This window comes from Isoptericola jiangsuensis (assembly GCF_002563715.1).
GTDB classification, from domain to species: domain Bacteria; phylum Actinomycetota; class Actinomycetes; order Actinomycetales; family Cellulomonadaceae; genus Isoptericola; species Isoptericola jiangsuensis.
Genome location: NZ_PDJJ01000001.1, coordinates 1,888,333 through 1,910,185 on the forward strand (window position 1 = coordinate 1,888,333; position 21,853 = coordinate 1,910,185).

Sequence of the window (21,853 nt, forward strand, 5' to 3'; positions counted from 1 at the left end):
ATCCCTTTCCGACACAGAACAAGGAAACCCGATGAGACACCGTCGTTTTGTCATGCCCGTCACCCTGACGCTCTCCGCCCTCACCCTTGCCGCGTGCTCCGGCGGCGGCGAGCCGGCCGAGGTCGCCGATGCCTCCGCGGACTTCGGCTTCCAGGCCGAAGGGCTGCCGATCGTCGAGGAGAACCTGACGCTCTCCTTCGGCGGCACGAAGTCCCCGCTCGCCCCCGACTACGCGACCATGGAACTGGTCCAGCAGTGGGAGCAGGACACCAACATCACCATCGACTGGCAGAACCTGCCCGACCAGGTCTTCCAGGAGAAGAAGAACCTGATGCTGGCCTCGGGCGAACTGCCCGACGCGCTGTACAACACCGGGCTGACCGACGCGGAGGTCGTGCAGTACGGCAGCAACGGCACGCTGATCCCGCTCGAAGACCTCATCGAGGAGCACGCTCCGACGCTGTCGGCGATCCTCGCCGAGCGACCCGACATCCGTGCCGCCATCACCGCGTCCGACGGCCACATCTACACGCTGCCGTCAGTCGAGGAACTGGGCATCCTTCCGTACCCGAACTTCCTGTTCATCAACAAGACCTGGCTGGACGAGCTCGGCCTGCCCATGCCGACCACCATCGACGAGTACCGCGACGCGCTGGCCGCGTTCGCCACCCAGGACCCGAACGGCAACGGCAAGGCCGACGAGATCCCGCTGAGCTTCCGGCCCGACTCGTTCTGCGCGAACCCGTGGGACCTGATCACGGCCCTCGGAGGCCAGCCGGACAACAACGACCACCGCATCGTCGAGGACGGCACCGTCGAGTTCACCGCGAACACCGACGAGTACAAGGCCGGCGTGAAGGCCCTGGGGGAGTGGTATGCCGACGGGTTGATCGACCCCGAGTCGTTCTCCCAGGACGACGTCGCCTACCTCGCCAAGGGCAAGGCCGACACCCCGGTGCTCGGTTCCTTCTTCTGGTGGGAGCTCAAGGAGGTCGTCGGTGAGGACCGCGTCGACGACTATGCCCTGGTCGGTGTCCTGGAGGGCACGAACGGCCAGCGCCTGGCCAGCGTGACGAACAATCAGGAGATCAGCCGCGGGAAGTTCGCGATCACCCGGGCCAACGAGTACCCGGCGGCCACGATGCGCTGGGTCGACCGCATCTTCGACCCCGTCATGTCCGCCCAGGCGTCCTGGGGGCCGATCGGTGTCACCCTCGAGGAGAACGCCGACGGCGTGCTCGTCCAGATCCCCGCCGCGGAGGGCGAGTCGGAGGGCGAACGCCGTCAGAAGGTCGCCCCGGGCGGTCCGGTCGTCACCACTCGCCAGGACTTCGTGGACGTCGTCGCCCCGGAGCCCCGCGCCGCCGAACGGCAGGCGCTGGTCGAGGAGTACTACGCCCCCTTCCAGGCCAACGACATCTACCCGCCGGTGATGCTCTCCAACGACGAGCTCGAGCAGATCAACCTCGCGCAGGCGGACATCAACACGCTCGTCAAGGAGAAGTTCGCGACCTGGACCGTCGACGGCTCGATCGAGCAGGAGTGGGACGCGTACACGACCCAGCTCGACGGACTCGGGATCGACGACGTGACCGGGATCTACCAGCAGGCCTACGACCGGTTCACCGCGGCCGGCTGACGGCACGAGCGGGGTGGGGCGCGAGCCCCGCCCCGCACCACCCGCCCCAGGAGGATGAAAGCCCACGTGACCACCACCGAGAACGCGGCTCCCGTCGAGACGTACACCGCCGCCGACCACCTGCGACCCGTCGCCCACTTCACGGCCCGGGACACGTGGCTCAACGACCCGAACGGCCTGCTCTTCCACGACGGCACCTGGCACCTCTTCTTCCAGAACAACCCCTTCGGCAGCGGCTGGGGCAACATCTCCTGGGGGCACGCGACGTCGCAGGACCTGGTCACCTGGGACCATCAGCCCGTCGCGATCGCAGCGACGCCGACCGAACAAGTCTTCTCCGGCAGTGCAGTCGTCGACGAGGCCAACACCTCCGGCTTCGGGGCCGCCGGGCAGACGCCGCTGGTCGCGATCTACACCAGCGCCTACACCGGTGAGCACCCGCGTGCGGGGATCCAGGCGCAGTCCCTGGCGTACAGCCTGGACGCCGGGACGACCTGGGAGCGCTACGCCCACAACCCTGTGCTCGACATCGGCTCGACGGAGTTCCGGGACCCCAAGGTCTTCCGGTACGGCGGAGAAGCCGGCCACTGGGTGATGGTCGTCGTGGAGGCAACGGATCACCGGGTGGCGATCTACACCTCGTCCGATCTCATCGACTGGACCTTCGCCTCGCACTTCGGGCCGTGGGGCGCCACCGGCGGAGTGTGGGAGTGCCCTGACCTCTTCGAGCTCCCGGTCCGCGGCACCGACGTCCGCCGCTGGGTCATGGTCGTGAGCCTCAACCCCGGTGGTCCCGCCGGGGGCTCCGGGACCCAGTACTTCGTGGGCGACTTCGACGGGTACGAGTTCGTACCCGACGACGATAAGGCGACGACCGACGGGCCGGACTGGCTGGACCACGGTCGGGACTACTACGCCGCCGTGTCCTTCTCCGGTGTGCCGGGCGGCCGCAGAGTCATGCTGGGATGGGCGTCGAACTGGGACTATGCCGGCGACACACCCACGGCTCCGTGGCGCTCGACCATGTCTCTGGCCCGTGAGGTCGACCTCGTCCGGTGGCCTGACGGACGCCCGCGGGTCGCGCAACGCCCGGTCCTGCCGGCAGATCCCCGCCCCGGCCTCGTCGTGCATGACCTCGTGGTGCCGACCACGCCTGGCCGCCACACCGAGATCGAGCTGTCGACCCATGACGGCGACGACGTCGTGCGCGTCACCGTCGACGGGGACAGACGCACGATCACCTGTGACCGGACCGCCTCGGGATCCGTCGACTTCCACGAGACCTTCGCCTCCGTGGACACCGTCCACCTCCCCGACGAGCCGCAGACCCACCTGCAGATCGTCCTCGACGGCTGCGTGCTGGAGCTCTACGCCGCCGACGGACGCGCGACCGTGACCCAGCTGGTGTTCCCGCGTGCGTCGCTGACCGAGATCGCAGTTCGCCAGGCCGACCCGGAGCCGACGGTCGCCTGAGGCCGCCAGCTTTCCACGCTTGCCCCCTTGCATGAACGACATCGAAGGAGATGCCTCGCCATGTACCTGCCCCGTCGTCGACCACGAGGAGCGCTTGCCGCATCCTTGCTGGCGTTGACCCTGACCTCGACCGCGGTCCTCGTGGTGGCTCCGGCTGCTCGTGCGACAGCGCCCGTGATGATCGAGAACCCGAGTTTCGAGTCGGGCGACCTGACCGGATGGGACGTCGTCGAAGGCGACGCCTTCACCGATGCGTCCGTGTCCGACGCCACCGACTGGGGCTGGGGGTGCTGCTTCAACCCGGACGGCACCTACCACCTGTGGGGCGCCGCTGTGGGGGGCGACGCACCGACGGGACGCCTGCGCTCCTCTGCATTCACCCTCGGCGGCATCGGGGAGATCAGCTTCCTGCTGGGCGGCGGGAACGACCCGGAGAACCTGTACGTGGCGCTCCACCGAGCCTCCGACGGCGCCGAGCTCATGCGCGCGACCAACACCGCGTTCGCCGATTCGGAGAAGCTCAGCCGCGTGGTGTGGGACGCCTCGGCCCACCTGGGCGAGGAGCTCTACCTCGAGGTCGTCGACAACGTCTCAGGAGGTTGGGGCCACCTGAACCTCGACGACGTGCGCACGTTCACCGAGCAGTCGATCACGCAGGTCGTCAACCCCGGATTCGAGACCGGGGACCTGACCGGCTGGACCGCGACCGGGGAGGCTTTCACCGCAGACCAGGTCACGGACGCCACCGACTGGGGATGGGGCGGCCCGTTCGGCCTGGACGGGACCTACCACCTGTGGGGTGCGAAGGACATGCCCGACTCGGCGATCGGCACCCTGACCTCCTCGACATTCACCCTCGCCGGGACCGGCGCGATCGAGTTCCTCATCGGCGGCGGCAACGATCCGGACAACCTGTACGTGGCGCTGCACCGCGCCTCGGACGACGCCGAGCTGATGCGTGCCACGAATACGGCCTTCGCGGACTCCGAGAAGTACAGCCGTGTGCGCTGGGACGCGACCGCTCACCTCGGTGAGGAGCTCTACCTGCGGGTCGTGGACAGCGCGACCGGTGGCTGGGGCCACATCAACGTCGACGCGTTCGACACCACGGTCGACGTCCTGGGCCACGAGTTCGACAACGCCGGCTTCGAGTCCGGCACCCTGGACGGGTGGAGCGCCGACGGCGAGGCGTTCACCGCAGCCAACGTCAGCACCGCGACGACCACGCCCGGTGGTGAGCCGTTCGGCGCCGAGGGGACCTATCACCTGTGGGGCGGCGCGGACGGAGACGACAGCCTGACCGGAAGCCTGACCTCCCCCCGGTTCCTGGTCGGTGGCCGCGGCGAGGTCCGGCTCCTGCTCAGCGGCACCAGCGACCCCGACGTGTACGTCGCGGTGCACTCGGCCACCGACGACCAGGAGCTCGCACGCACGACGGTCGCCTCGACCGGGGACGTCTACGACGAAGCCGTGCTGGACGTGGGCGAGCACCTCGGTGAGGCCGTCTACCTGCGCCTGGTCGACGACTCCGCCAGCGGGCACCTCAACGTCGACGGGGTGCGCACGCTCGTCAACGACCCGATGCACTGGTCCTTCGACGAGACGTCGGGCACCAAGGCCCGCGACGACGGGTCGGGAACCGTCGACGACGTGGCCTACGTGTTCAACGACGCCAAGTACAAGCCGGACTCCGACCCGCTGTGGAGCGAGGGCGTCAAGGCCGGGTCGTTGCTGTTCGACGGCTACTCGACCTCCATCCAGCGCGACGGGGCCACCGCCCTGACCCCGAGCAGCATCCTGAGCATCCAGGCCTGGGTCGCCCCGCGCTCCTACGAGTGGGGAGACCTCGGGCAGGCCTCGGCGATCATCAACCAGCACGACCCCGACGCCAAGACCGGGTACCTGCTCGGCATGTACCGCCACGGGGCCTGGGGGCTCGAGCTCGGCGACGGCATCGCCTGGCACTCGCTGCGCGCCCCGAAGGACGCCGTCCTGCCGACGTACGAGTGGAGCCACGTCGCCGCCACCTACGACGCTGCCTCGGGCGTCATGCGGCTCTACCTCAACGGGGAGCAGGTCGCGACCAAGGACATCGGCGCCGGGACCCGCATCCTCGCGGCAGACAACCAGCCACTGCTCATCGCACGGCACAACCAAGCAGCCGTCATCAACGGCACGTTCCACGCCAACTCCTGGAACGGCGCGATCGACGAGCTCACCGTGACCGACGAGCTCCTCAGCGTCGAGCAGGTCGCCGCCACCGCTGCCGAGGGCGGCGACACCTCCACCGACGACCTGCAGCCCGACCGGTCACGGTTCGACGGGGACCGCTACCGTCCCCAGTACCACTTCCTGCCGCCAGAGCACTGGATGAACGAACCGCACGCACCCATCTGGTTCGACGGCAAGTACCACATCTTCTACCAGCACAACCCGCAGGGCCCGTACTGGCACCAGATCCACTGGGGCCACGCCGTGAGCACCGACCTGGTCCACTGGGAAGACCTGCCCGTCGCGATCCCCCCGACCGAGCCCGTCACACCTGACGGGGTGTGGTCCGGCAGCGCGACGACCGACGCGGACGGCAACCCGGTGTTGTTCTACACCGCCGGCAACGACTCCACGGTCCCGAACCAGGCGACCGGACTCGCATGGCCGGTACCCGGCGCCGCGCAGAGCCCGCTGACCGAGTGGCGCCTCGAGCCGGAGCCCGTCACCGTCCAGGAGCCCGACCTGACCTCACCCGTCGGCACGCCGTGGTTCGGCCAGTTCCGCGACCCGTTCGTCTGGAAGGAGACCGCCGAGGACGGCAAGCCCATCTGGTACCAGCTCGTCGGATCCGGGATCGTCGACGGCGAGACCAAGGTCGGTGGCACGGCCCTGGTCTACACCTCCCGCGACCTCGTGAACTGGGAGTACCAGAACCCGCTGCTCATCGGCGACGCCCAGACGTATCCCAAGACCGGGACGGTGTGGGAGCTTCCAGTGCTGCTGCCGCTCGGTGAGCAGGACGGCGCCTCGAAGTACGTGTTCGTCGTCAACCCGTGGTTCGAGGGCTACGACGAGAACACCGCGAAGAACACCTACTACTGGGTCGGGGAGTGGGACCGCGACGCCCACATGTTCGTGCCCGACCACGAGGAGCCGCGGCTCTTCGACTACGGCGAGCACTTCACCGGACCCTCGGGGATGGTCGACCCCGAGGGCAGGTCGTTGCTGTTCACCATCACCCAGGACGGGCGCAGCGAGGACGAGCACCACGACGCCGGCTGGGCGCACTCGATGGGGCTGCCGGTCGAGCTCACCCTCACCGACGACGGCGATGCCGGCCTCAAGCCGGTGGACGAGCTGCAGTCGCTGCGCTCGAAGAAGGTCCTCTCGGTCAAGAACAAGTCGGTCGAGCGCACCAACGCCACGCTCGACGACAAGCACGACACGTTCAGCGACCTGCTCGAGATCGAGGCCGAGCTGCAGATCACCCCCAGCTCGAAGGACGGGGCAAGCACGGACGCCGGCCTCGAGGTGCGGCGTAGCAGCGACGGCACCGAACGCACCGCGCTCACCGTCGATCGCGAGGCCGACACTCTCACCCTCGACCGGAACCGCTCCAGCCTGGACCCCGACACCCGTAAGGGCGTCGACCAGGGCCCCCTCGAGGTCGGCGCCAACGGCAAGGTCACGATGCACGTCTACGTCGACCGCTCCGTCGTCGAAGCATTCGTCGACGACGAGAAGTCGATGACGACGCGCGTCTACCCGACCCTCGCCGACTCCGTCGGGCTGCACGTCCTCGGCGGCTCCAATGTCAAGGTCAAGTCCCTCGAGGTCTGGAATCTGGACGGCGCCTACGGAAAGGTCACGCCGGCGCACTACGAGGAAGCGGCAGCAGTGCAGGACGCCAACGAGCTGACGAACGGCGACTTCGCCACGTGCGACCTCACCGGATGGACCGTCGTCGAGGGCGACGCCTACAGCGACGCCAACGTCACCGACGCCACCGACTGGGGTTGGGGTGGCCCGTTCCGCCAGGCCAACGCATGGGGCAGCGAGGACCGCTGCCACCTGTGGGGCTTCGACGAAGCGGTCGGAGACGACGCGACGGGTCGGCTGCGCTCGGATCCGTTCACCCTCGGTGGTGACGGCAGGATCGACCTGCTCACCGCAGGGGGGTACGACCTCGACAAGCTCTACGTCGCCCTCGTGCGTGCTGACAGCGGCGAGGTTCTCGCCAGGGTGACCGGCAACGCCAACGAGACACTGCGCGCCCAGTACAAGCGGCGAAACATCGACGCCTCGGCCTACATCGGCGAGGAGCTCTACGTCGAGATCGTGGACGAGGCCACCGGCGGCTTCGGACACCTCAGCGTCGACGACATCAACGTCCCGGTCGACGAACCGTCGACGCCGTGAGCTGACCACGCCAGCGTGAGGAGGTCGGCCAGACCGACCAGGGCACGGGTGCCCCGCAAGGGGTGCCCGTGCCTGTCCCGCCCGGCGTCGGGCTGGACGAGCGACCCAAGACCACGAACACCGGGCGAAGCAACCGCACGGTTCACGACGGAGGAACGAACGTGACGACCGCGACCATGCTGGAGCGCGCGCCCCAGGAACCGGAAGACGGGCACGTGCTCGTCGTCGGAGAGGCCCTCATCGACCAGGTGCACCGCGCCGACGCCACGGTGGACCAACACCCCGGTGGAAGCCTCGCCAACGTGGCCCTCACCCTCGGGCGTCTGGAGCGCGACGTGCGCCTCGCAACCTGGATCGCGGACGACGACCACGGCGAGGTGATCCGCAACTGGCTTCGCGGGGCAGGCGTCGCGCTCGTCCCGGGCAGTACGGCGGCGGCCGCGACGAGCGTGGCCACGGCACACCTCGACGAGCACGGTGCTGCCACCTACGACTTCGACCTCGAGTGGCGTGTACCGCGGGCAACCCGCGCCGAAGGAGCGCTCGCCGTCCACACCGGCTCGATCGCCGCGCTGATCGAGCCCGGAGCCACCCAGGTGCGGCAGCTCCTCATCAGCGCACGGGCGGACGCCACCCTCACCTACGACCCGAACGTGCGACCCGCACTCATGGGCGACCCGGCCGATGCAAGGACCCGGGTCGAGGAGCTCATCGCCCTCGCCGACGTCGTCAAGGTCAGTGACGAGGACATCGCTTGGCTCGCGCCAGGAGTCGAACCCGCCGAAATCGCGAGCGCGTGGCTCGCCCTCGGTCCGGCGCTCGTCGTCGTCACGCTCGGCGGCGAAGAGGCGCTCGCGGTGAGCAGCAACGGACAGCAGCGGGTGGCAGCGCCACCGACGACGGTCGTGGACACCGTCGGTGCCGGGGACTCCTTCATGGGCGCACTGCTCGACGGGTTGTGGCAAGCAGGCTTGCTCGGCGGCGATCGCCGTGACGCACTGCGCGGGATCGACGACGGCGCGCTGGTGGCCCTGCTTGAGCGCTGCGTCGCGGTCGCAGCGGTCACCGTCTCGCGCGCAGGAGCGAACCCCCCGCACCGCACGGAGTTGACGAGAAGGGTCGGGCCGAGGCGCTGTGCCGATTGAGGCGCGTCCTTCGGCGTTGACGCAACCATGTAGCGGAGATATGCTCCGTTTAATTCGGATACGGAGACCGTCTCCGCTAGATCGGCAGGGGGCGTGGTGATGCAGGAAGAGGTGACGGACAGGGCTCGCCGACCCCGGGCCGACGCGCAGCGCAACAGGGACCGCATCCTGGACGCCGCCGAGCAGTACTTCTCCGAGTACGGGGTCACAGGCTCGCTCGACGCGATCGCCAAGCGGGCCGGGGTGGGTGCGGGCACCCTGTACCGGCATTTCCCGAACCGGGAATGCCTGCTCGCCGCACTGCTCGCTGCTCGCGACGACGCTCTCGTGGCCAGGCGCGACCACCTGCGCAGCGGATCGATGAGCGCGGCCGATGCACTCGGCGGGTGGCTCGAGGCGATCACCGCGTGGGCAGGGGCGTTCGACGGACTGCCCGAGCCGTTGCGTGCCGCGACAGCGACCAGCTCGTCCCCGCTGGCCGTGACCTGTCAGGGATTCATCACGACCACCGAGAGCTTCTTGCGCGCCGCGCAGGACGAGGGGAGTGCGCGCCGCGACGTCCGGGCCCGTGACCTCTTCCTGGCTGCTCTGGCGAACAGCTGGGTCCGCGGAGCTGCAATGGCCGACGACGCGTCGGCAGCTGCCCTGACCGAGCTGACCAGGACCGGTTGGGCGACGGTGCGCCCCGTGCGCGCCGACGACGACCAGTAGTGCCGACGGCACTACCCGACGGCATTGCCCGGCGGACACGACACCGACCACCACGACCGCCCCAGGAGGGACCATGAATCGCATCGGCATCATCGGTAGCGGACCCATCGGAAGCGCGATCGCCCGCCTGGCCGTCGCGGCCGACCACGAAGTCCTCATCGCGAACTCGAGGGGTCCGGAGTCGTTGACCGACCTGATCGACGAGCTCGGCCCCCTCGCGCAGGCCGGTGACGCCAGCGCGGCTGCGGAGTTCGGCGACATCCCCGTGCTGGCCGTGCCCCTGAGCGCCTACCGGGCCCTGCCCGTCGAAGCCCTGGGCGGACGGACGATCCTCTCCACCGGCAACTACTACCCCCACCGGGACGGCCGGATCGAGGCGCTCGACACGCTCGAGAGCACGACCGCCGAGTACGAGCAGACGCTCCTGCCTGACTCCGTCGTCGTCAAGGCGTTCAACAACATCGTCGCCCACCACATCCCGCGCCTCGCCCACTCCCACCCGAGGACCGCCCTGCTGGTCGCCGGCGACGACGGGGAGGCGAAGGCGCGCGTTTCCCGCATCGTGGACTCCCTCGGTTTCGACACCGTCGATGCCGGGACGCTCGCCGAGTCTGCGCTCTTCGAGCCCGAGTCCGGCGCCTACACCTCGATCTACGCGGCCGACGCCGACGGCTTCGCCAAGAGCTACCTCGACGACCCGGGCGCACCCGTCACCGCGGCCCGCCTCCGCGAGCTGCTCGCGTCGTCGCACCGCCCGGACGTCGCCGCCCGCAGGTTCTGATCGACTCCCGAAGTCCGCGGCGCTCAGTGTTCAGGAGATGAGCATCGGTGGGCGGACGATGGTGACGGGAGGCCGCACCGTTCGGAGTCTCGAGTCGTTCCACAACCAGTGTTCCGGGGGGGGGAGGGGGAGGACCACTGAGAACCAGGTAGGAGCTAGCGGCTACCGGCTTCGGGCAAACCCGGTTCGACAGGCACCGGAACAGCGCGGCCTTGCCCCCACCGAAGCAGGGCTGCCGAGAGTGTTCCCGTCGGGAACGGTGACGTACCACAGGTGGCCTGCGAAGAACCGGCGAGGACGGGTTTGTGCAGGTCAGCGGTTGTCCCTGCTGGTCAGGGGGAGGGACGCGCGGGTTTCAAGTCCCCCTCCGGACACTCGTTGAGCAGCGACGACGAAGACCTCCCGGGTCCACAACCGGGGGGTCTCTTGTCGTACCCGGGGCGGGTGTCGTGGCCCGGTCGGGTGGTGCTCGGTTCACTCCTCGGCGTGCGCCTGCTGTCGTTCGGTACTGCCACCGGCCGCGACGAGGGGTCCATCGTCTCCGAGGTGCCGCTCAAGACCACCTGACGACAGTGACGAAGACCCCCCAGGGGTCTACACCCACCGAGGCGTTTTCGCTGCCGCTGGACGAGATGGGAGAGTTTCCCCGTGGATTCTCGGAAGGTGATCGCGACCGCTCGGCACTGGGCCATCAGTTACTCGCAGGTGGAGGCGCGCCGCACCGTGGTGCGCCTCGACGCCGAGCACGCGCTCGACGCGCTGAAGGGGAATTTTGTTGCCGCGAGCCTCGGGGGTGAGGTCGTGTGGCGCGTGCTCCCTCTCGGCGCGAACGACGCCTCGGCGCTGCGCGCCGTGTCCCGTGCCGTGACGCTCGCGCCGATCGAGGCGGAAGACCGCGAGGCAGTGCGGCAGCTCGCCGACGAGGTGCCCGAAGCGCTGGCCGAGGCGGAGGCGGTGTCCGGCGCGCGCCGGCTGCTGGCGACACCAGCGGTGCGGCAGGCCGGCGCGGAGGCCCTGGAGTTCCTCACCGAGTACGTCACCTGGGGGCTGGAGTCCGGCCTGCCCAGGGTTCTGCGTCGCCTGGAGCCTGGCTCCGAGCCGGAGGACATCACGGTCACCGACGCGCTGTCCCCGCGGGTGGGACTGGGGTCGATCTGGCGCGGCCTGGGCGCCGCCGAGCTTGTCGATGCGAGCGCGCTCCCTGCTGCGAGCGGCGCGACGGTGTCGGCCGCCGACGTTGACCTCTCCCGGCTGCGCCCCGTGCTCGCCACCGGTACCGCGACCCATCTCGTCGTCTTCAGCACGGCGCCGCACCGCGCGACTGAGCTGGTGACCGCCCTGCAGCCCTGATGGAGGGGCGAGCCCCCCGCTCGATCTCCGTGACTGCGGTGCCACCTGCGGACGGGCCAGTGCATGAGGTGTGGCCGTCCCGGTGCACACGATCACGCCGTCGCCTTCCTCAGGATGCGGGTCGCGGGTCCGCCCTGGGCGCAAGCTACCGGCGCCACCGTGCCGCGCTGCTAGCCTCCCGGCGTGCCCGACTCCTCGCCTGCCGTGCAGGTCACGTTCCGTGCCGCGACGCTCGCCGACCTGCCCCGCGTGGTGGAGCTCATCGCCGACGACCCGGTGGCTGCGGCCCGCACGGGGGAGTTCGGTCCCGGGCACGTGGCCGGGTTCGAGGCGATCGAGGCGAGCGGGAACGACGAGCTGGTGGTCGCCGAGCTCGACGGCGCCGTCGTCGGGTGCCTGCAGCTGACGTTCGTCCCGGGGATCTCGCGCGGGGGTGCGACGCGGCTGCTGGTGGAGGCCGTCCGGGTGGACGCGCGCCTGCGCGGCCGGGGCCTGGGGCGCGCGCTCATGGCGTACGCGCACGCCCGCGGCAGGGAGCGCGGCTGCGTGCTGGCGCAGCTGACGTCCGACAAGGAGCGCCCGGACGCCCACCGCTTCTACCGGTCCCTCGGGTACGCGCAGTCGCACGAGGGCTTCAAGCTGCCGCTGTGACCCGGCCCGCGCGGTCCGTCTCCCCGAGGCGCGTCAGGACGGCGCGAACGCGGCGAGCACCGCGCGTGTCTTGGTCTCCTGCGGGGCGCCGAGGTCGATCCCGCGTCCGGCGAGGAGCACCTTGGTCTCCGCGGCGGCCTGGAAGGCGTCGCGGGGCGCCGCCTTGGTGGACAGCTCGAGGATGCGTGACCCGTCGGGCAGGAACCACAGCTCCGCGGTGAGGCGGCGGGGTGCGCCCTGCGGGGTGAACTTCGCCTTGAGGAGCGTGACCGGTCCGAGCACGACGACGTCGTCGAGGGTGGTGCCGGCGGGCAGCGCGTCGTCGACGACGCCGCGTTGGGCGGCGTCGAGGAGCGCGGGGAGCCCGCTCGCGTCCTGCAGCAGGGCGCGAGCCTTGCGGTCGGGGACCTCGACGGTCAGGGAGCAGGAGCAGGTGAAGCCGGCGGGGGAGGCGTCGAGCTCGACCTTGAACCCGGGGCGGCCGCGCAGCTTCGGCGGGACGTCGGTGGGCATCAGCGGCCGCCGCTTCACCGTGAGGTCGCCGGCCCGCCCCTGGGTGCGGCGGACCCGCACGACGAGTCCCGCGGCGGAGAGCCGCTGGTCGGGGGTGTCGAGGAACGCGACCTGGCGGATCTGCGCGTCGAGGGCGTCGATGCCGAGGACGTCGACGACGCGTCGCTGGTCGGCGTCGGGGACGGTGAGCTTGAGCTCGACGGAGTCGACGTCGGGCAGCATCGCGAGCACCTCGGCCAGCTGGTCGGCGTCGTATGAGGGGATGGTCGTCATGGTGTCACCACGGTGTTCGTCGAAGTCCCTGGCCTCGATCATGCGCTCGGGCGTTCCCGCTCACCCGTCGAGCGTGGGGTGAGCACGACGAGCTCGGCGGTGGCGCGCGTCATGGCGACGTACCGGTCGACGGCACCGGTGACGCCGTCGCCGAACGAGTCCGGGTCGACCAGCACGACGAGGTCGAACTCGAGGCCCTTGGTGAGCTCGGGGGCGAGGCACCGCACGCGGGGCCGTCCGACGGCGGCGGCGTCGAGCCGGGTGCCGACGACGCACACCGTGCCCTCGGGGTGGGTGGCGAGCCAGGTGTCGACGACGGCGGTGAGGTCGTCGACGGCGCCGTGCCGGACGGCGGTGCCGGTGCTGCGCACCGAGGTGGGCACGTTGGCGTCGGGCAGGGCGGCGCGGATGACGGGCGCGGCCGCGGCCATGATCTCGGCGGGCGTGCGGTAGCTGAGCGTGAGGGAGGCGCGGCCGACGTCCCGGGCGCCGACCCGTGCGAGGCGTTCCTCCCAGGTCTCGGTGAACCCGTGGCGGGCCTGGGCGCGGTCGCCGACGACGGTGAGGCTGCCCGACGGGCAGCGCGCCAGCACGGACCGCCACTGGGCGTCGGTGAGCTCCTGCGCCTCGTCGACGACGACGTGGGAGAACGGGCCGGCCAGGGCGTCGGCCGCGACGGCGGGCCGGGCGTCGGCGCCGGCAGGGCCGGACAGGGCGGCCCGCAGGTCCTGCCCTCGCAGCATCGACATGACGCCGAGGTCGGAGTCGTCGGTGGCGAGCAGGTGCTCGACGACGTCGTCCATGCGGGCGCGCTCGGCGGCCTGTTCCGCGTCGTGGCGGCGCCGCGCGCGGGCGACGCGCGGGTCCCCGACGCGGCGGCGCGCGGCGTCCAGGAGCGGCAGGTCGGCGTCGGTCCAGGCGCGGGCGTCCGGGCGCTGCAGCAGCGTGACCTCGGCGTCGGACAGCCAGGGCGCGCACCGGCGCAGGTAGGCGGGCACGGTCCACAGGTCGCCGACGACGTCGGCCGGGTCCAGCAGCGGCCAGGCGCGACCGAACGTCTGCACCAGGTCCCGGCTCGCCGCGAGCGCCCGCCGCAGGCCCGCGGCGGGGTCCTCGCCGGTCAGCCCGTAGGCGTCGAACTGGTCGTCGTCCGCGCCTCGGTCGGCGGTGCCTCCCTCGTCGAGGGTGTCGTCAAGGGTGTCGTCGTGGGCCCAGGCGTCCTGGTCGCGGCCCCAGCCCTCGTCGTCCCACGCGGCGGCGCCCCGGTGCCCGAGGTCGTCGGCGGTCCGGTCGACGAGCAGGTCGAGCAGCGCGGCCCAGATCTCCTCGCGGGCGTCGTCGTGCGGCGTCCCCGGGTCCGGGGTGGCGAACGCCTCGGCCCAGTCCTGCGGTGTCACCACGACGTCGGCCCAGGGGGTCTCGACCAGCAGGGTGCCGGTGGGCGGGTTCTCGTGCAGCGCCACGGCGGGCTCGAGGGCGTCGACGAGGCGCGCGTCGCCCTTGAGCGCGGCCACGCGCGGGTCGGTCTCGGGTCGTGCGACGGCTCCCTCGGGCTCCAGGTCGGCCGGCGTGCACAGCCGGACCCCGTCCTCGCCGAGGCTCGGCAGGACGTCCGCGACGTACGCGAGGTAGCCGTCGTGCGGTCCGACGACGAGGACGCCGCCGTGCCGGCCGCCGACGGCGGGGTCGGCGTGCAGCAGGTAGGCGGCGCGGTGCAGCGCCACCACCGTCTTGCCGGTGCCGGGCCCGCCGTCGACGACGAGCGTGCCCGCGGCCCCGGCCCGCACGACGGCGTCCTGGTCGGCGGCGAGCGTGCCGAGCACGTCCCGCATCTGCGCGGTGCGCCCGGCGGCGAGGCTGCCGAAGAACGCGGAGTCGTCGTCGAGCGCCAGGCTGTCGCCGGGCCGGTCGAGGTCGAGCACCTCGTCCCAGTAGTCGACGACGCGGCGGTCCTGCCACCGGTAGCGGCGCCGGCTGGACAGGCCGCGCGGGTCGGCGCGGGTGGCGCGGAAGTACGGCTCGGCGGCGGCGGTGCGCCAGTCGACGAGCAGCGTGCGCCCGTCGGCGTCGGTCAGCCCGAGGCGCCCCACGTAGAGGGGGTCGGAGCCGTCGGCGGGGACCGTGCGGCCGAGGCAGAGGTCGACGCCGTACCGCTCCAGGAGCCGCAGGCGTCCGGTGAGCCGGTGGACCTCCTGGTCGCGGTCGAACGCGGCCTGGCCGTGTCCGCCGGGGCGGCGGCGGGCTGCGGCGAGGCGGTCGCGGACGTCGTCGGCGGCCGAGGCGAGGTGGTCGGCGATCGCGCTGAGGTGGGCGTCGTCGGCGGCGACGAGCGCGGGGTCGGCCTTGGTCGCGCGGGCGGGGGGCAGGGCGAACGTGCGCAGGGTCTGCGGGGGCATGGGGCTCCGTCCTCGGACTGCGGACTCCCGGCCGCGCGGCAGGGGAGCGCGGCCGGTCCGGAGGCTCGATGGTGCGCCCCGAGGGGGGCCTTGCCGCAAGACCCCCCGTGCGCTATACGTTGAGAGTGGCAGGGAGCGCGCTCCCTGCCGTCGTCGTGTCCGGTCCCGTCGTGACCGGGGCCCGTCGTGTCCGGTCCCGTCGTGACCGGGGCCCGTCGTGTCCGAGGCTCGTCAGCCCGGGTCGACGACCAGCGGGTCGGCGGTGCCCGGCGGCACGTCGCGCGTGCAGCGCCGGACGCGCCCGAGGGCGAGCCGCGACCCCTGCCAGAGACCGTAGGTCCGCACCGCGTCGCGCCCGTACGCGGAGCACGTCGGCACGTACCGGCAGCGCGGCGGCGTGCGCGGCGAGACGACGCCCTGGTAGAGGTAGATCGCGGCGCTGCCCAGGTGGCGGGGCAGCGACCACCAGCGCAGCGGGCGCGGACGCCGTCCCGGCCGGGGCGCGGCCAGCGCCCAGCGGGCCAGGGGCCCCCGCCTGCGCCGCCGGTCGCGCCGGTCGGGCCCGTCGCACCCGGTGGTGTCGAGGCAGCCCGACGCACCTGTGCAGGACCGTCCGCGACCTCCGTCGCCGCCCTCCCCGCACCCGTCACCGCAGCCGTCGCACCCGTCGATCACGCCGGAACTCTAGCGGCCGCGGACCTGGCGGCCGGACACGGTCCACGACCGCCTACGCTGCCCCGATGAGCTACCTCGAGGACCTGTTCTCGCTGGCCGGGCGCACCGCCGTCGTCACCGGCGGCAGCTCCGGCATCGGCCGGGGCATCGCCACCGCCCTCGCCCGCGCCGGCGCCCGCGTCGTGCTCGTCGCGCGCGGCCGCGAGGCGCTGGACGACACCGTCCGCGAGCTCACGGATCTGGGCTGCGAGGCGACCGCCGTCGTCGGGGACCTCGCCACGCGGGCCGGCGCGCAGGCCGCCGCCGACGACGCCGCGCAGCCGTACGGCGAGCCCGACGTCGTCGTGTCCAGCGCGGGGATCAACCTGCGGCCCCCGATGGCCGACGTCGACGCCGCCGTCTGGGACGCCACCATGACCGTCAACCTCGAGGCGCCGTTCTGGTTCGGGCAGCGGTTCGGCCCCGGCATGGCCGGGCGCGGGTACGGCCCGCTCGTCCACGTCTCCTCCCAGCAGGCGCACCGCGCGTTCGTCACCTCCAGCGTCTACGGCGTGTCCAAGGGCGGGCTGGAGTCCCTCGCGCGCTCCCAGGCCGAGGCGTGGTCGCCGCACGGTGTCACCGCCAACACCCTCGTGCCAGGCTTCGTCCTCACCCCGCTCAACCAGCGCCTCCAGCAGGACCCGGCCCGCGTCGCGGCGCTCGCGGACCGCACCCTGGTGGGCCGCAACGGCGTCCCGGCCGACTTCGCGGGAGCCGCGGTGTTCCTCGCGGGTCCCGCCTCCGGCTACGTCACCGGGCAGTCGATCCACGTCGACGGCGGGTTCTCCGTGCACTGACCCCCGGCGGGTCGCACACTGGCAGCACGTGGCGGGAGGAGCGACGGTGGTCGAGGCGAGGGAGAACGTGCCGCAGTGGCTACGCACGTCCGCGGGCTGGTCGTGGCGCCTGGTCGCCCTCGTCGTGGGCCTGTCGCTCGTGGTGTACGCCACCGCGCAGGTCGAGCTGGTGTTCGTCGCGGTGTTCCTCGCGCTCGTGCTCACTTCGGTGTTCCGCCCGCTGGCGAACGTCTACGACCGGGTCATGCCGCGCCCGCTCGCCACCGTGCTGTCCCTGCTGACCGGGGTGGTCGTGTTCGGCGGGCTCATGACGTTCGTCGTCGCGTCGGTGGCCGGGCAGTGGACGGAGCTGGCCGGGCAGTTCGACACCGGCCTGCAGCAGATCCTCGAGTACCTCCAGCACCTGCCGTTCGGGCTGTCCGTCACGGGCGACCAGCTCAACGAGTGGGTGCAGGCGGGCGGGCAGTGGCTGTCGGACAACGCCGAGACCCTCGCGTCGCGGGCCGCCGAGAGTGCCGGGTCGGTCCTCGAGGCGCTCATGGTCATCGCCCTGGCGATCTTCTGCACGATCTTCTTCGTCAACTCGGGCGACCGGATCTGGAGCTGGTTCGTGCACCAGCTGCCCGTCCGCAACCGCCGGCGGCTGCGGGAGGCGGCGGGCGCCGGCTGGTACACGTTCTCCGGGTTCGCCCGCGGGACCGTCATCATCGCGTTCAGCGACGGCATCCTCGCGTTCGTGCTCCTGAGCATCCTGGGGGTGCCGCTCGCGGCGCCGCTCGCGGTGCTGGTGCTCATCGGCGCGTTCATCCCGCTCATCGGCGCGCCGCTGGCGATGATCATCGCCGCCGTGGTGGCGCTGGCCGCCGAGGGCGTGGTCACGGCCCTCATCGTCACGATCGGGATCGCGCTCATCGGGCAGCTCGAGGGGCACGTGCTCCAGCCCCTCATCATGGGCAAGCAGGTCTCGCTGCACCCCGTGGTCGTGGCGATCGCGGTGTTCGCGGGGACCGTGCTGGCGGGCATCCTCGGCGCCGTCGTCGCGGTGCCGCTGGTCGCCGTCGTGTGGACGGTGTTCTCCACCCTGCGCGGCGACCAGCCGGTCCCGCTGCCGCGGGGCGCCCCCGACAGCTCCGACTCGCCCGGCGACCCGGAGACGCCCGAGGTCGACCCCGTCCCGGCGGGTCCCGCCGGGGCGGAGGAGTCCGCGACGGGCGACAGGGCGACCGGCGGCGGGGCCGGGAAAACGACCTGACCAGCGGCGCGACCGATGGCAGGATCCCGCCATGGAGCCGTTCGTCCTGCGCAGCAGCGCCGTCACCCTGTCCGTCCCGACCACCGCCGACGTCGACCGGATCGCCCAGGTCTGCACCGACCCGGCGATCGCCGCGTGGACGGTCGTGCCGTCGCCCTACACCCGCGACGACGCGGCGGGCTTCGTCGAGGGCTCCGTGCCCGGCGGGTGGGAGCAGGAACGTGACTTCACGTGGGCCGTGCGCGCCCCGGGCGCGGTCGACGGCGAGGTGCTCGGCATGGTCGGCGTCTCCGCCGGGGGCGAGCCCGGCACGCAGCGCCGCGGCGAGATCGGCTACTGGACGGCGCCCGACGCCCGGGGGCGCGGCCTGACCACCGAGGCCGCGCGCCTCGTCGTCGACTGGGCGCTCGACCCGGACGGCCTCGGGCTGACCCGCCTCCAGTGGCAGGCGTTCGTGGGCAACTGGGCCTCGCGGCGCGTCGCGTGGAAGCTGGGCTTCCGGTTCGAGGGCACCCTGCGGTCCTACGGCGAGCAGCGCGGGATGCTCCGCGACTCGTGGATGGCGTCGCTGCTCCCCGACGACCCGCGCGAGCCGGTCATGCCGTGGGGGGATGACTTCGCCCGTCGGCGGGATTGCGGTCGCACAAGCGCGTGACTAGATTTGCTGAACCTGACGAGGGGGAACTGTGACGGTTATTGATGCAATGCGACGGGGTCAGACTGCAATCGTATTGGGAGCCGGCGTTAGCGCCGCGCTAACTGATAACGATGACAATGCAAGCTGGGCAGGGCTGTTAGCGGGCGGCATCCAGATCCTGAGAGATCAAGGAAATCAAGATGACGTGATCAACGCCGAACTAGCTGAGCTGTATCTCGAAGAAAGTCTCGCGGACGCTAACTCTCTAATTGGTGCCGCAGATGCGCTGTCGGAGTCATTTGCGACGGGTAGCCCCGCTCGCCACAAGTGGCTTGCGGGCTCAATAGGAAAGCTTCAGATAGCGAATGAAGAACTAGCAAACGCTCTGCGGGAGTTTGGGGGACCAATTGTTACGACCAATTACGACACTCTGCTAGAGCAGGCAACAGGACGATCGACAGTTACGCTCTTGGACATTTACTCGGGCAGCAGTCGTCAACTAGGCGGCGAGACGGTCCTTCATTTGCACGGCGTCTGGGACCGAGCGGATACGGCCGTACTGTCGTCCTCCGACTACGATGCGGTGATAGAGAATGTGCAGGCGCAGGCGCTTCAGAAGGCGATCGCCACCACCAACACTCTCGTGCTAATGGGCTTTGGTGGCGGATCCAAGGACCCCAATCTCTCCCGCGTGCTGACTTGGATCTCCAAGATATTCTCCGATCCGAGTTCAACCCATTACCGAGTATGCAAGGCTTCCGAGTATAAAGATGCAGTAGTGGAACACTTCCACCATAACGTTCAAGTCGAAAAGTATGGTGATGAGTATGTTCATTTTACACCCTTCGTTAAGAAGCTAGTTGCAGCCTCGAACGAAGCCGTGGTCGCTTCCACGCTTGAGCAAGCTCAGAATCATCTGGTTTCCGAACTGCGGAGTCGGGCGTTGCATATCGCGGACGCAAGCAATCTGTCCGCGGCGCCCAGCGAACTTGTAGTTATTGAGCCTGCCTTCAATCTTATGCAACGCTCAGATCAGACAGTCGATCTTGCGGACGGCGATGATTCAAAGAATGGTTCGAACCGGCGAATTTCGGGCTCAAGCATCGTCGATGACGAGCGTTTCACCGTGATCGCTGGAGACGCGCAGTACGGATTGACAACGGCACTCAACTGGCTTCTCTTGGATACGTCTCGTCGATTCGGGCTGACACCCATTATTGTAGACGCCAGCTTCGCCAACAACCGGGACTTCTCGGTCCAGCGAAGAATTGCCAAAGAGGCAAAGTCCGTCGGATACGACGTGAAGAAGAATGGCTTTAAGGGACTTGCTATTGCTGTCGACAACATTAACCCCGAGCATTCGGCATTCTCCAAGATTGTAGCTGGGCTTGCGACGATTGACGCGGGAAGAATGTTCTTAGGGTGTCGCACTGGCTCCGAGCACCAGCTATTGTCGGCCTTCAATTCGAGAGAATTGGTTGTTCGGTATGTCGGCCCTTTGGGGTCGAAAGACATAATTCGCTACGCCAAGGCGGCCGCTCCTGAAGCATGGGAGCCGGTCGCAAAGGCTGTTATGGATGCTGTCCGTAACGAGCGACTGCCACGGAATCCATTCACTATCGCCCAGCTAGTCGCGATCATGGTCCGGGGTGGCAGTGTGTCGTCCATCGGCTCGACCACCCGCCTTCTTGAGAAGTATTTAGACATACTTCTTGGGCGGTTTGAATCGGCGGACGAGGCGCGATCCGATCATCTTGAGGAATGCCTGATTCGTCTATCGCGTGAGCTCTTTCAGGCGAACACTGCAGGGATGGCGGAAGTCGAAGCCGCTTCGCTAATTGACGCCTGTCTTCAAGACATCGACAGCGACATTTCGCCTATCGACGCTGTGGTGGAATTGCTTGATCGTCGGCTGCTTGTAAGAAATGAGTCAGGGGTTGTTTTTGCGCAGACAAGTTACCTTTGGTTCTTTGCTGCCAAGTCGGCCGAGATTGATTCGACTGTGCGAGAAAGGGTGCTTGAGCGCCCGCTCTACTACGGAGGCATCCTCTGTCACTATGCGGGTCTAGTGCGGCGAGATTCCGAGCCCTTGCGTGTTTGCAAGGAGATTCTTGGGCCGTCCACGCTTGTTCCTGAGATCAACCCGATTCTCATTGCCAGGAGCTCATCCGCTACGGTTGGGTCAACTTCAGCGCGTCATCGCGATGATCCGAATAGGGCTGGGGGCGAAGACGGCGCTGAGGCTGACCTATTCGATATATTTGATACGTCTGAGGTGGAGCCGTTCCCATCTATTGATGAGCGCAGCATGACAGAGGAGGATTTGTTGGCGCGCGGAGTTGAGGTTGCTTCAATTGTCTTGCGGAACTCTACGCTTGTAAGCGACCTGACTTTGAAGCGTGAATTGCTGCGCGCGATTATGGTCGGATGCTCACAATTGTCCGTTAAATTGCATCAATCGGATGGTTTCAGGGAACTTCTTGGCAGGGCGCTTGAGGAAGTCCTGGGAGATGCGCCGACCACTTCCGGGGTTGACGATGCGCTAGATCGAGCTTGCGGGTTCGTGTTCGTGGGTGGCGTGTCGCACGGTCTCGCCAGCGGCGCCTTAGCGAACCCTGCGAGGGAGTTCCTGGACTCCGAAGTAGCGGTCGGTTTCGAAAAAGATCTGCTTGCAGCCGGAGCTGCTATTCTGATTCTGCTAAGCGACAATGACGCAGGATTTGATGATGCGCTCGGTGTGGTCCTGAGGCTCAAGAATACTTCCTTAATGCAGGATGTGGTCTCGAACCTTCTTGCTCATCGCTATTATTCAGAGCGGTCGGAATCCAAGGCCAATGCTTTGAGTAACGTTCTTGTTCGACTTTATGAAGCCTCTAGGTCGTTCGACAACGCGGCGCAACGAAAGTCGCTAGCGGCTGCTTTTCGGCAGGATCTTGCCGGGCGGCGCACTATGCGCGTACGTGCCCCGCTACACCTAGCTGGTTAATGAGTTTCCACGTTTGCGTGCAGTCTTGGTGAAAGTGGGCATCGATTCTGTGGCCTGATCATGGTCTTGTCGGCGTCGGCTCTTTGGCGGTCGCCGACAGGGCGGTGTAAGTAGTACTCCTCGTT

15 protein-coding genes are annotated in these 21,853 nt (G+C 69.4%); 12 read left to right on the forward strand and 3 right to left on the reverse strand.

The features are described 5' to 3' along the window. The first annotated feature begins 52 nt into the window (after positions 1–52). The 8 genes from ATJ88_RS08580 to ATJ88_RS08615 all read left to right on the forward strand — a co-directional run bounded on the left by ATJ88_RS08580 (position 53) and on the right by ATJ88_RS08615 (position 12,160). Positions 53–1,639 carry an ABC transporter substrate-binding protein gene (locus ATJ88_RS08580; protein WP_245852262.1) on the forward strand — a complete coding sequence of 529 codons (1,587 nt, stop codon included), beginning with the start codon at positions 53–55 and terminating at the stop codon, positions 1,637–1,639. A gap of 54 nt (positions 1,640–1,693) precedes the next feature. Beyond that, complete coding sequence (locus ATJ88_RS08585; protein ID WP_098463469.1) at positions 1,694–3,112, forward strand: glycoside hydrolase family 32 protein; 1,419 nt, start codon at positions 1,694–1,696, stop codon at positions 3,110–3,112. 177 nt (positions 3,113–3,289) lie between these two features. Next, complete coding sequence (locus ATJ88_RS08590; RefSeq protein ID WP_141538636.1) at positions 3,290–7,522, forward strand: GH32 C-terminal domain-containing protein; 4,233 nt, start codon at positions 3,290–3,292, stop codon at positions 7,520–7,522. Between the two features lie 161 nt (positions 7,523–7,683). Next, positions 7,684–8,667: a carbohydrate kinase family protein gene (locus ATJ88_RS08595; protein ID WP_342744842.1), complete on the forward strand. Its 984-nt coding sequence runs from the start codon at positions 7,684–7,686 to the stop codon at positions 8,665–8,667. Positions 8,668–8,766: 99 nt separating this feature from the next. After that, complete coding sequence (locus ATJ88_RS08600; protein WP_098465221.1) at positions 8,767–9,378, forward strand: TetR/AcrR family transcriptional regulator; 612 nt, start codon at positions 8,767–8,769, stop codon at positions 9,376–9,378. Between the two features lie 73 nt (positions 9,379–9,451). Then, on the forward strand, positions 9,452–10,159 hold the full coding sequence (locus tag ATJ88_RS08605) for an NADPH-dependent F420 reductase (protein ID WP_098463471.1): 708 nt from the start codon (positions 9,452–9,454) through the stop codon (positions 10,157–10,159). Between the two features lie 663 nt (positions 10,160–10,822). After that, positions 10,823–11,509, forward strand: coding sequence for a nuclear hormone receptor family protein (locus ATJ88_RS08610; protein ID WP_141538637.1), 687 nt, complete (start codon positions 10,823–10,825; stop codon positions 11,507–11,509). A 183-nt stretch (positions 11,510–11,692) separates the two neighbouring features. Then, positions 11,693–12,160 carry a GNAT family N-acetyltransferase gene (locus ATJ88_RS08615; RefSeq protein WP_245852269.1) on the forward strand — a complete coding sequence of 156 codons (468 nt, stop codon included), beginning with the start codon at positions 11,693–11,695 and terminating at the stop codon, positions 12,158–12,160. A gap of 33 nt (positions 12,161–12,193) precedes the next feature. On the opposite strand, the gene ATJ88_RS08620 is transcribed toward ATJ88_RS08615, so the two are convergent. From ATJ88_RS08620 to yidD, 3 genes are all read right to left on the reverse strand, one after another. Continuing rightward, positions 12,194–12,946 (reverse strand): CYTH domain-containing protein, encoded by a 753-nt coding sequence (locus tag ATJ88_RS08620; RefSeq protein WP_141538638.1) that lies wholly within the window; start codon positions 12,944–12,946, stop codon positions 12,194–12,196. Positions 12,947–12,984: 38 nt separating this feature from the next. Further along, positions 12,985–15,342, reverse strand: coding sequence for a HelD family protein (locus ATJ88_RS08625; RefSeq protein ID WP_098463475.1), 2,358 nt, complete (start codon positions 15,340–15,342; stop codon positions 12,985–12,987). Between the two features lie 231 nt (positions 15,343–15,573). Further along, on the reverse strand, positions 15,574–16,017 hold the full coding sequence (gene yidD / locus ATJ88_RS18765; protein ID WP_245852271.1) for a membrane protein insertion efficiency factor YidD: 444 nt from the start codon (positions 16,015–16,017) through the stop codon (positions 15,574–15,576). Positions 16,018–16,082: 65 nt separating this feature from the next. On the opposite strand from yidD, the gene ATJ88_RS08635 reads away from it, so the two are divergent. The 4 genes from ATJ88_RS08635 (at position 16,083) to ATJ88_RS08650 (ending at position 21,728) form a co-directional block, all read left to right on the forward strand. Then, the gene (locus ATJ88_RS08635) at positions 16,083–16,853 is read left to right on the forward strand and encodes an SDR family NAD(P)-dependent oxidoreductase (RefSeq protein ID WP_098463476.1); all 771 of its coding nucleotides are present in this window, start codon (positions 16,083–16,085) and stop codon (positions 16,851–16,853) included. Positions 16,854–16,899: 46 nt separating this feature from the next. Then, the gene (locus tag ATJ88_RS08640) at positions 16,900–18,105 is read left to right on the forward strand and encodes an AI-2E family transporter (RefSeq protein WP_245852273.1); all 1,206 of its coding nucleotides are present in this window, start codon (positions 16,900–16,902) and stop codon (positions 18,103–18,105) included. A gap of 31 nt (positions 18,106–18,136) precedes the next feature. After that, positions 18,137–18,760 (forward strand): GNAT family N-acetyltransferase, encoded by a 624-nt coding sequence (locus ATJ88_RS08645; RefSeq protein ID WP_098463477.1) that lies wholly within the window; start codon positions 18,137–18,139, stop codon positions 18,758–18,760. 187 nt (positions 18,761–18,947) lie between these two features. Beyond that, positions 18,948–21,728, forward strand: a complete 2,781-nt coding sequence (locus ATJ88_RS08650) for an SIR2 family NAD-dependent protein deacylase (RefSeq protein ID WP_170023577.1) — start codon at positions 18,948–18,950, stop codon at positions 21,726–21,728. Positions 21,729–21,853 lie beyond the last annotated feature (125 nt).